At 32.1% G+C, this 10,970-nt stretch carries 10 protein-coding genes; 3 read left to right on the forward strand and 7 right to left on the reverse strand.

Features of this window, described 5'->3' with window-relative positions; translation table 11 throughout:
* Positions 1 to 22: 22 nt before the first annotated feature.
* The 3 genes from V7056_RS11760 to adhE all read right to left on the reverse strand — a co-directional run bounded on the left by V7056_RS11760 (position 23) and on the right by adhE (position 5,721).
* Entirely contained in the window at positions 23 to 715 is a 693-nt protein-coding gene (locus tag V7056_RS11760) for a copper homeostasis protein CutC (RefSeq protein ID WP_499702121.1), read from the reverse strand.
* Between the two features lie 11 nt (positions 716 to 726).
* Positions 727 to 1,638 (reverse strand): RluA family pseudouridine synthase, encoded by a 912-nt coding sequence (locus tag V7056_RS11765; protein ID WP_499702123.1) that lies wholly within the window; start codon positions 1,636 to 1,638, stop codon positions 727 to 729.
* 264 nt (positions 1,639 to 1,902) lie between these two features.
* Entirely contained in the window at positions 1,903 to 5,721 is a 3,819-nt protein-coding gene (gene adhE, locus V7056_RS11770) for a bifunctional acetaldehyde-CoA/alcohol dehydrogenase (protein ID WP_499702125.1), read from the reverse strand.
* 192 nt (positions 5,722 to 5,913) lie between these two features.
* On the opposite strand from adhE, the gene V7056_RS11775 reads away from it, so the two are divergent.
* Positions 5,914 to 6,345 (forward strand): DUF2621 family protein, encoded by a 432-nt coding sequence (locus V7056_RS11775; RefSeq protein WP_499702127.1) that lies wholly within the window; start codon positions 5,914 to 5,916, stop codon positions 6,343 to 6,345.
* 28 nt (positions 6,346 to 6,373) lie between these two features.
* On the opposite strand, the gene V7056_RS11780 is transcribed toward V7056_RS11775, so the two are convergent.
* From V7056_RS11780 to V7056_RS11790, 3 genes are all read right to left on the reverse strand, one after another.
* Positions 6,374 to 6,853, reverse strand: a complete 480-nt coding sequence (locus V7056_RS11780; RefSeq protein ID WP_499702149.1) for a CcdC family protein — start codon at positions 6,851 to 6,853, stop codon at positions 6,374 to 6,376.
* A 32-nt stretch (positions 6,854 to 6,885) separates the two neighbouring features.
* The gene (locus V7056_RS11785; RefSeq protein ID WP_087998282.1) at positions 6,886 to 7,254 is read right to left on the reverse strand and encodes a response regulator; all 369 of its coding nucleotides are present in this window, start codon (positions 7,252 to 7,254) and stop codon (positions 6,886 to 6,888) included.
* A gap of 85 nt (positions 7,255 to 7,339) precedes the next feature.
* A complete protein-coding gene (locus V7056_RS11790; protein ID WP_499702129.1) occupies positions 7,340 to 8,047 on the reverse strand; it encodes a cytochrome c biogenesis CcdA family protein in 708 nt (235 codons plus the stop codon).
* Positions 8,048 to 8,266: 219 nt separating this feature from the next.
* On the opposite strand from V7056_RS11790, the gene V7056_RS11795 reads away from it, so the two are divergent.
* Positions 8,267 to 9,007, forward strand: a complete 741-nt coding sequence (locus V7056_RS11795) for an AzlC family ABC transporter permease (protein WP_499702131.1) — start codon at positions 8,267 to 8,269, stop codon at positions 9,005 to 9,007.
* The gene (locus tag V7056_RS11800) at positions 9,004 to 9,306 is read left to right on the forward strand and encodes an AzlD domain-containing protein (RefSeq protein ID WP_499702133.1); all 303 of its coding nucleotides are present in this window, start codon (positions 9,004 to 9,006) and stop codon (positions 9,304 to 9,306) included. The genes V7056_RS11795 and V7056_RS11800 overlap by 4 nt, the downstream gene beginning before the upstream one ends.
* 127 nt (positions 9,307 to 9,433) lie before the next feature.
* Here V7056_RS11800 and V7056_RS11805 read toward each other — a convergent pair.
* Positions 9,434 to 10,970: ABC transporter ATP-binding protein (locus tag V7056_RS11805; protein WP_499702135.1), on the reverse strand; the 1,537-nt coding region annotated here is incomplete at its 5' end.

The raw sequence follows: 10,970 nt of genomic DNA on the forward strand, positions 1-10,970 counted from the left end.
AGTGGACTACTTTTTATTATGTCTAATTAGTATGCTTCAATTGCTCAAGTAGTTTTCCCATCATATAAGAATCGATTTTTTCAATAGATGATTGATTCTTTCTAACGCCAGAACCAAAATGTACCTCGTTTACATTCGTTTGTTGAATAAACTTGGCAACATTATAAATAGATAACCCGCTTCCTGCTACTATCTTAATATTAGATTGTTTTGTTAAATCATTCATTTGCTTAATAACGTCTTCTCCATCAATCGCACTATTCATACCGCCAGATGTAAGAATATGTGTGATTTCCGGAAATTGTTTCAATATATGTATGGCAGCGATTATATCATTTGCTTCATCAATTGCTCTATGAAATGTAAAATTCATTCCATTAGTACGTTTACATACTTTTCCTAATAGATTTTCATCTATTGATTTTTCTTTTGTTAATGCACCAAATACAATACCACTAGCACCAAGTTCATTACATATATCAATATCACTTAAAATTACTTCTTCATCGTATTGATCATATGCAAAAGAGCGACTATGCGGTCTAATCATTACATGAACTGGAATAGACACATTTTTAATAACATTTTTTATTGTGCTATAACTAGGCGTTAATCCCCCTTCGGCAATTCCACTAACTAATTCAATTCGGTTTGCCCCAAATTTCTGTGCATCAATAGCATCTTTTACATTTGTAGCAATTACTTCTAAAATCATTTTCATTCATCTCACTTTACATTTAGTATTTGTTTTAAATCAGATGGAAACGGTATATTGATGGTTAGATTGTCTTTTAAAAATGGATGAATGAATTGGACATTACTTGCATGTAATGCTTGACGATTCAATAACTTATATTTGCTTCCATAAATTTTATCTCCAAGTATTGGATAGCCTAAATAACTTAAATGTACACGAATTTGATGTGTTCTCCCCGTATCAAGACGGCATTCAACAATTGTTACATTTAATTTTGGCATATATTTTATTTTCTTATAATGTGTGATTGCTTTGTCCCCATTAGGTGATACCCTTCTTTTAGTAGGATGATGTCTGTCTTTACCGATTGCCTTATTTATAGTCCCCTCTGTAGATTTTACATCTCCTTCTACAATTGCCGTATAAGTACGTTTTATTTTCCTTTGACTCAGCATCGAATCAAGCACAGCGCTGCTTAAAGCATGCTTAGCGAAGACGACTCCACCTGTTGTGTCTTTATCTAATCGATGTATATGACGTACTTTTGTTTTAAGCCCCATTGATTCAAAATGATAAGCTACCCCATTGGCTAACGTGTTTAATTGTCCTTTTTCATTAGGATGTGTTTCGGCACCATATGGTTTGTTGACAATTAATAAATGATCATCTTCATAACATATCTCTATCGATTGTTTTTGAGGAATGACTCCATAATCCTCATCCCTAAATAAAAGGAATTCAATTTGATCTCCATCAAGAAGATTTGTATTCCAAGGTTTTATTTCCCCATTAACTTTACATGCTTTTTCCATTCTTAATTCATGGAGTAATTTTTTAGGAAATTGCCACTCATTCTTTAAATATGATTCTATTGTTTGATTCGTATGTTCTTTACTTATTTCTACCTGGCACCAGGAATTTACTTTTTTATGTATTTTCATTTCAAATCACCACTTTCAATATGGTTATTATACCAAAACAAGAAAGTTCAAAAAAGGAGCACCTTAATAGGCGCCCCCCTTAGTTTAAATATTAAATTATAATTTATGACTGTTTTGTTAACTTTGTTGATTAACAAGTAATCTTATTAGATTGGAACGTAAGGACCCTAGATACGTACCACTGGAGCAAAGCATCTCCGTTCTAATCTGCTTATCATCAAGAGTTTACTTTTTAAAACACCTAACTTTTGAAAAAAGCTTTATTTAACAACCTTTAAATGCATTCATATAAACTTCTTCAAGCTCTTTAACAAGAGGTAATTTCGGGTTTGCTGTAGTACATTGATCTTCGAAAGCTCTGTCGGATAAATATGATACTTTCTCTTTAAACTCTTTCTCACTAACTCCTTGTGCTTCTATACTCATATTAATATTTAATTCTTTTGCTAGGTTTATGATAGCAGTAATTAAACTTTCTACTCCTTCATCAGTTGTTAAAGCTGGTAACCCTAACATACGTGCAATTTCTGCATAACGTTCGTCAGCGATGAAATGTTTATATTTAGGGAAAGCCGTAAACTTAGTTGGCTTCTTAGCATTATATCGGATAACATGTGGCATTAGAATCGCGTTTGCTCGACCATGTGGAATGTGGAACTCTGCTCCGATTTTATGTGCCAGACTATGGTTAATTCCTAAAAATGCATTTGCAAATGCCATCCCTGCAATCGCGGATGCATTATGCATTTTCTCACGAGCTTCAAAATCATTGCCATCTCGGTAAGCTCTAGGTAAATAATTAAATACTAACTTAATTGCTTGTAATGCAAGACCATCAGTATAATCGTTAGCTAATACACTTACATAAGCTTCAATTGCATGTGTTAAAACATCCATACCAGTATCCGCAGTAATACTTTTCGGTACTGTTGTTACAAATTGAGGATCAATAATCGCAACATCAGGAGTTAACTCATAGTCAGCTAATGGGTACTTAATATTATTTGCTTTATCAGTAATTACAGCAAATGGCGTTACTTCTGAACCAGTACCTGAAGTTGTTGGAATTGCAACAAACTGAGCTCTACGTCCTAGTTTAGGATATTTATATGCACGCTTTCTTATATCTAAGAATTTTTGTTTTGGACCATCTAAAGTAGATTCAGGGTATTCAAAGTACATCCACATACCTTTTGCTGCATCCATTGCTGAACCGCCACCGAATGCAATAATTGTGTCAGGTCCAAATGTTCTCATTCTCTCTGCACCTTTCATTACAGTTACATCTGAAGGATCTGGTTCAACATCTGAGAATATTTCAATTTGGATTGATCCATTACGTTTTTCTAAATAATATTTAATGACATCTACGTAACCAAGTTTTACCATTGCTTCATCTGTTACGATAAAAGCCTTCGTAATATTAGGCATTTTTTCTAAATAAGCAGTTGAATATTTTTCAAAATAAATTTTCGGTGGAAGCTTTACCCATTGCATATTAATATTTCTTCTTCCTAATTTTTTAATATTTAATAAATGAACTGTAGTAACATTTGAAGAAACAGAGTTTTTCCCATGAGAACCACATCCTAATGTCAATGATGGAATAAATGCATTATATAAATCACCAATTCCACCGTGTGCTGAAGGAGAGTTTGTAATGACACGACACGCTTTCATACTTAATCCAAATTCTTTTTGGATTTCTTCATTACGACTATGAATTACTGCCGAATGTCCTAATCCACCAAGTTCGAGCATTTCTTCACAACGTTTAAAACCTTCTACTTTATCTTTCACTTTGATTGCTGCTAACACTGGACTTAATTTTTCTCTAGTTAAAGGCTCTTTTGCTCCAACACTTGTACATTCAACAATTAATATTTTTGTATCCACTGGAACCTTTACTCCTGCTAATGATGCAATTTCAAATGCTGATTTACCTACAATGTCACCATTTACAGCACATGTTGTCTCATTAATAACAAGCTTTTCTAGCTTCTTCTTCTCTTCTTTCGTTGCAAAATAACAATTATTTAATTTTAATTCATTTTTTACTTCATTATAAATTTCTTCATCAACAATAACTGCTTGTTCAGATGCACAAATCATTCCATTATCGAATGTTTTTGATAGGATTAAGTCATTTACTGCACTTTTTACATCTGCTGATTTTTCAATGTAACATGGTACGTTACCAGGTCCAACACCTAATGCAGGTTTTCCAGTACTATAAGCTGATTTAACCATACCAGCGCCACCTGTAGCTAATACAAGCGCTACTCCTTCATGATTCATTAAACATTTTGTCGCTTCAATTGACGGCACTTCAATCCATTGTACACAGTTTTCTGGTGCTCCAGCTTTTACAGCAGCGTCTCGAACAATCCTAGCTGTTTCTTTAGAACACTTTTGTGCAGACGGATGAAACGCGAATATGATTGGATTTCTAGTTTTAATTGCAATAATCGCTTTAAATAATGTTGTTGAAGTTGGGTTTGTTGTCGGTGTTACTCCGGCAATTACTCCAACAGGTTCCGCTATTTCTGTAATACCTGTTTGTTCATCTTCACTGATGATTCCAACCGTTTTATTATTTTTAATTGCATTCCAAATATATTCTGTTGCAAATATATTTTTAATAATTTTATCCTCATAAACTCCACGACCAGTTTCTTCAACTGCCATTTTAGCAAGTGGCATATGTTGATCTAATCCAGCCAAAACCATTGAGTGTACAATCTCATTAATTTGTTCTTGATTAAAGTTCTCGAATTCTTTTAAAGCTTTTTGTATTTTTTCAAAGGATTCTTTTCGTTCTGAAATACTTGATAAGTTCGCATCAATTTCTTTAAATTCATTAGCTAAAAATAGCAAGCCTTCATTTGAAAAATCAAATTCCCCATACTCCTCAATAAACGATTGTTGATCAAGCTGAATTGTATTTTCTAAATTTTTTATTTCACCATGTTTTGTTGCTAATTGGTTTTGTAATTTTGTTACTTGAGTTTTTAATATCTCAACTTCATGTTCGTTTACATCACCTGCAAATTTGGCAATTGAAGGGTGGTGGGTACTTCCACACACTGGACACTCTTCTTGATCTTTTAAATCCTTTGCTAAATAGGCTGCTTTTTGTTGTAACATGTTCATTTCTAAACTATTTAATTTATTTACTTGTTCTTTTAAAATTGCATCATTAACTTCATAATCTTTTAACTTGCCATCTAAATCATTTTTTGCAAAGACAATTCGTTTTGCGAAGCCACCTTTTTGATGTACTTGCTGTTTCAACAGTGTGATTTGATTCCACTGTTCATAAATACCTTCAAAATTAATAATCTCATTTTTCAATTGAGACAACTCTTCATTTTCTTTCGATAGTTGTTCTCGAAGTTTTTGTCCATCAAATTCTAGTTGCTTTAACTGTTTAGTTTTCATTACATAGTTCTCTTCAAGTTTTTGATAGTTCACTATACTATCTTTCAGTTCTAATAATTGACTGTAATGATGCTCGAAGTTTGATAACTCTTTATTTTTTTCAGGAAGTGTGGCAACTTTTAATGAAATTATTTCGATTAATTGAAGGATTTCAGTTAACGAAAGATGTTCTTTTTGCAATTTATCTTTAGCTTGTACTATCAAATCGTTTAGCTTTGTAAGTTCATTTTTTTGAGGCAGTACCTTTTCTGCTCTGGTAGCCATTGATAATTTTGATTTCTTTTGTTTAATTTCTTCTTGTTGATCATTTAATAATGTAATTAATTCCTTATTTCTACCATAAACCTCAACTAATTGTTTAATTTCAGTAATTTCTTTTATTTTAACTTTTAAAGAAACGAATCCTTTATGAATGACGATTTCATCCTGGTTGATCACGATATCGCTTTTAATCAAACGATATGCAGTAATCATTAATACAACGATTACTACCCCCATCTGTAAATACCCCGTATATTCATTTCCAGTTCCAACTAGTAAAGATATCAACTTGTACAGAAAGATTAGAAGCAGTGAACATGCTGCCATATAGAATAAAACACTCAGAAAAGTAAAGTGAGAAGAGAATTTAGCCTGTTCCACAATCGTTCGCCTCCTCTACGACTTTTTTAATTGTTTTTTCTACTATATGTATCAAATCCCCAAAATGAAACTAGTACCCTAAAAAAAATGGTCATTTTTTGACAAAATCACTCGTACTTGCTTGATAGTTCCCTCATTTTCTTACTATAATAGTGATATGTTTATTGTTTAATGGAAACAAGGAGGATACATATGTTTTCGGTATGGTCGCAAATTATGATTGTCATTTGGACAATTTTCTTATTAGGAATGATGTCAATTGGTGGATATTTCATGTTCAGAAAGTTTTTAAAAAGACTTCCAAAAGAAGATGGCAAATCCATTTTAGATTGGCAAGATGAATACTTACAACAAACAAGACATTTGTGGTCAACTGAGCAAAAGGAGTTACTAGAGGAACTTGTAAAACCAGTCCCTTCATTATTTAGAGATGTTGCTCGTGATAAAATTGCAGGTAAGATTGGTGAATTAGCCATCATTGCTAACGCTACACAAATTACACAAGGTTTAATTATTGAAGGTTATATTAAGGCAACTCCTAAAAGGGATCATGCATTTTTAGTAAAAACCCTAAAGAAAAAAGAAATTGATTTTACCGAGTATCAACATTTACTAGCAAAATAAAAAGTGTACCTTAATGGTACACTTTTTTTCATGTAATAATTGTATTTGCTGGAAGCTGTCTTCTCATTTTTGTATATGATTTATACATCGCTAAACGCCACGGTACAATCATTGAGAATGCAAGTAAGAAAAACATTCCACTTAATTGACCTACATCGATACTTGAACTTAAATAAAGCTTCATAATAATTCGAACAATTAATAAACCAAGTAAGATAAATACAAATGATTTAGATCTTTTTAAATAAATTTCATTATCTACAATTTCAAACTTCGACGTTTTAATTAAGAATAATGAAAAAAACAGACCAATACATACTGCCTCAAGTACTTCAAAACCATTTAATCTGAACTCTGGAACGATATACATCAGTGCTCCAGTACTCATAAAAAATGGTGGCAATATAATTTTTTTTAAGTTTGTTGGTTTCTTTGCAGCTTTTAAGCGGACAACAATCACTCCAAGAGCCATTACTGTCGCAAAAACAGTACTTACGATAATACTCATATCCTTACTCATTTCTTCACTACCTTTTTATTTCAATCTTGAAGACTAAATATTCTCTCTAGTGCTGTGATGATTTGAAGATCATGCACTGGTTTTTCAATAAAATCTAATGCACCGTATTGAAGTGCTTCATTTACTACATTATCTTGCGTCATAGCAGATAACATGATAATTTTTGCATCATGGTGATTTTCTTTAATTTCTTTTAGTGCTGTTAATCCATCTTTTAGTGGCATCGTGATGTCGAGTAACATAAGGTCTGGTTTTAGTTGTGAATAAAATTTGACGGCTTCTTCCCCATTTGATGCAAATCCTATTACATCATAACCAGCGTTTTTAACAACTTCTCCAATTTTCGTACGTATGAATAAAGAATCATCTACGATTAAAATCCTTGCCACTACTAAGCCCCCTGTGTTAGAGAATATCAGAATATACTTTAACTATAACCTATATATTTTAAGATTACAATTCAACGCCAATTGATTAAAAACCAGTAAATCCACCGGTAAATCTCGTAAAATAAATAGTAATTTTTGTCAGCCAGTCAAAATATAACATAATCCCCATTAGAATCATAATATATCCACCGAAAACGACAATTTTATGCGAGTATTTTTTAATCCAATTTAATGAACCTAAATAAAAGGAAAGAACAAAAAATGGAATAGAAAATCCAAGTGTATAAGCAAGCATATAAAATAGACTAGAGCTTGGATTACTAACAGCTAAAGCAAAAACAGAAGTTAAAATTGGACCTGTACAAGGTGTCCAACCTGCTGCAAAGGCTAAACCAATTAACATCGTACCTAAATATCCACTAGGTCGTTTCGAAAATTGAAATTGGCGGTTATTCATTAAGAACTTCGGTTGAAAGATCCCCGTTACAATCAAACCTAAAAATACAATTAATATCGCTCCTATTTGGCGAATAAAATCTTGATAGCGCATAAAAAACGACCCAATGAAGGACGTACTAAATCCTAGCACGATAAAAATAATCGAGAAACCTAATAGAAAGAATAACGTATGTAATAACGATTTACTTTTATGTATTCTATTCTCACTTTTTAAATCACCTAAAGATACCCCAGTAATATATGATAAAAACGCTGGATAAATTGGTAAACAGCAAGGAGAAATAAAGGAAAGAAATCCTGCTCCGAATGCAATACCAATATTTAAGTCCCCCATTAACAAACTCCCTTTCTCATTTCAACATTCTACATAACATTATAGTATAATCATATGATAATGTTAATTTAAAATACTTTTATTAAAGGAAGAAAAGAACTTTTGTCGAATAGTAGTTCAAATATAATTTAATAGATATGGCGTGATGTGTTCCCTTCTTGACTTTAATCGTGTAGGGATTAACAAATTAACTCCACCACTCTATGAAAGGAGATTTATATGTCAACATTACTTCAACAAACAAAAAGCACACCTGAAAAAATGAATCGTAGTAAAGAAATGAAAGAAGGCTTTTTGGCAGCTGTTCCTTTAATCATTGGCTATTTACCAGTTGCTTTTACATTTGGATTAATTGCAAAACAATCTGAGATTGACATACTAAATACTCTTTCTTTTAGTGCACTTGTCTATGCAGGTGCAAGTCAATTTATGGGATTATCTATGTATATTGCTGGCGTTAGTTTAGTTCAAATATATATTGCAACACTCATTTTAAATTTTAGGAATTTCGTCATGAGCTTATCTTTTAACAATCAATTCAAGAATTTACCATTTTGGCATAAAATCTATTTATCTATTACATTAACAGATGAAAACTTTGCAGTAACAACTCTTGGTAATAAAACAAATTCAGGTAGTCAATCTTCCATATACTTAATCACCTTACATACAATTGCTTATACAACATGGATTTCTGGTACTTTATTAGGCGTTGTTTTTTCTACACTTATTCCTAAAGTAATAGGTGAAAGCATGGGAATATCATTATATGCTATGTTTATTGGACTATTAACACCAGCAGTTAGAACGAATTGGCGTGCTTGCATCATTGTATTTGTGAGTATGCTATTAAACTTTTCATTTTCAAAACTATTAAGTCAAGGCTGGTCACTCATTTTAGCATCAGTAATTGCAAGTTTACTAGCTATCGTTTTAATGAAAGGAGAAGACAAAAAATGATCGTATTTCTTCTTGTTCTTGGTATGTGTTTAGTCACAATGATTCCTAGGATACTCCCTGTATTCATTGTAGATCGCGTTCAATTTCCAAACTGGGTTACTTCTTGGTTAAAAGGTGTTCCCTACGCAGCATTAGGTGCACTAATTTTCCCAGGTATATTAACAGTAGAAAAAGGAAATATCAGTGTAGGACTTTTAGGTGGGATTGTTGCTATTATTCTTTCTATACTTAGATTGCATATTATATTTGTTGTATTTGGTTCGATTGGAACAGTACTCATTATGAAATTATATTTTTAAATGGATCAATAATAAACATTAACAGACCTTTTAATTGATAAGCAAAAAGAAACTTCCAGCCATAAAATGGTTGGAAGTTTCTTTTTGACTCCTTAAATTTAATTTATAAGCTTTAACAACTTACGTACTACTCTGCTAATTGAAGTGATCCTTTATTTTGCAGTAAATACATATTGTAATAAAGCCCTTGCTTAGCAAGAAGTTCTTGATGGTTCCCCGATTCTACTATTCTTCCTTTTTGTAGTACATATATACAATCAACATCTTGGATCGTAGATAAACGGTGAGCAATAATAACTGTGGTTCTTCCTTTTCTCATTGCTGTTAGGGCTGTTTGGATTGCTTCTTCCGTTTCACTATCAATATTTGCTGTTGCTTCATCAAGAATTAAAATAGTTGGTTTCGCTGCAATTGTCCTAGCAAAAGTAATTAACTGTCTCTGACCACTAGATAAGGTTGAACCTCGTTCCACTACTACCTCATCATACCCATTTGGTAATTTTTCAATAAATTCATTTGCTCTTACTAATTCTGCTGCTTCTTTCATATCAAGTTCGCTTATGGTGTCATTATACATAGAAATATTCCCTTTAATGTCTCCTACGAATAAGTAAGGGTCTTGTAAAACTAATCCTATATTAGAACGTAATTCACTTTCTTGAAAAGAAGATAGTTTTTGATCATCAATACTTATTTCTCCATCTTTCACATCATAAAAGCGTAATAATAAGTTCATAATCGTCGATTTACCACTTCCAGTATGCCCCACAAAAGCCACTGATTGCCCTGGCAAAACAGAAAAAGACAAATCATGAATGACATTATGCACACCATCATATGCAAATGAAACATTTTTAAAATCAATACTTCCTTCTACTATTTTTGGTGAATTCGAACCTTGTTGTACTGGTGCTTTTTGTTCTTCATCCATTAAATCAAACACCCTTGCAGAAGAAACAACTGCTTGTTGCAATAATGAAAGCTTCATCATCATTTGCGTAATTGGTTCAAAAAATCTTTCTAAATAACTAACGAAAGCATAAACAGTTCCAATTTCAACAGGATTACTAAATGAAGCAATCCCAAAAAAGCTTAATACAAACATAATACCGATTGTATAAATTAAATCAGTTGCTGGTCTTAAAAATAATGAATCTAGCCTGATTGTTTTAACACCTGCTTGATAATGTGACTCGTTTACATGTTCAAATTCACTTTGAAGTCGCTTTTGTTGATTAAATGCTTGAATGATAGACATACCTTGCAAATGCTCATTCAGTTTTGCATTTAAATTACTTAATTGTCCTCTTGTTTCCATAAAAAACGGAAAACTCTTCTTACGGTAGGTGAGGATTACAAAATAAACAATAAACACTAAACCTAAACAAATTGAAGCAAGTTTTACATCCAAACTATACATCGCAATAATAATACCGACTAAAAAGACGATTTGCTGAATAAATGTTGCTAAAACACTTACGTAAAAATCCTTAATTGCTTCTGTATCATTCGTAATTCTAGATACTATGCTTCCAATTGGTGTTTTATCAAAGAATGAAAAAGCCAACGAGTGAACATGTTCATAAACCTTCATACGAATATCTTGAACTACTTTAAAAGCAATTTGTTGAAACATTAATAATTGAAGATAAGATAAAATAATT

It is taken from the genome of Bacillus sp. JJ664, assembly GCF_036962205.1.
Lineage (GTDB): Bacteria > Bacillota > Bacilli > Bacillales > Bacillaceae_G > Gottfriedia.

What these genes read in the sequence shown, in the direction of transcription:
- V7056_RS11780 (WP_499702149.1), bottom strand. Translation starts at nt 6,853, where the DNA reads ATGAGTATTATCGTAAGTACTGTTTTTGCGACAGTAATGGCTCTTGGA.
- V7056_RS11795 (WP_499702131.1), top strand. Translation starts at nt 8,267, where the DNA reads ATGTCAACATTACTTCAACAAACAAAAAGCACACCTGAAAAAATGAAT.
- V7056_RS11765 (WP_499702123.1), bottom strand. Translation starts at nt 1,638, where the DNA reads ATGAAAATACATAAAAAAGTAAATTCCTGGTGCCAGGTAGAAATAAGT.
- V7056_RS11790 (WP_499702129.1), bottom strand. Translation starts at nt 8,047, where the DNA reads ATGGGGGACTTAAATATTGGTATTGCATTCGGAGCAGGATTTCTTTCC.
- V7056_RS11800 (WP_499702133.1), top strand. Translation starts at nt 9,004, where the DNA reads ATGATCGTATTTCTTCTTGTTCTTGGTATGTGTTTAGTCACAATGATT.
- V7056_RS11760 (WP_499702121.1), bottom strand. Translation starts at nt 715, where the DNA reads ATGATTTTAGAAGTAATTGCTACAAATGTAAAAGATGCTATTGATGCA.
- V7056_RS11775 (WP_499702127.1), top strand. Translation starts at nt 5,914, where the DNA reads ATGTTTTCGGTATGGTCGCAAATTATGATTGTCATTTGGACAATTTTC.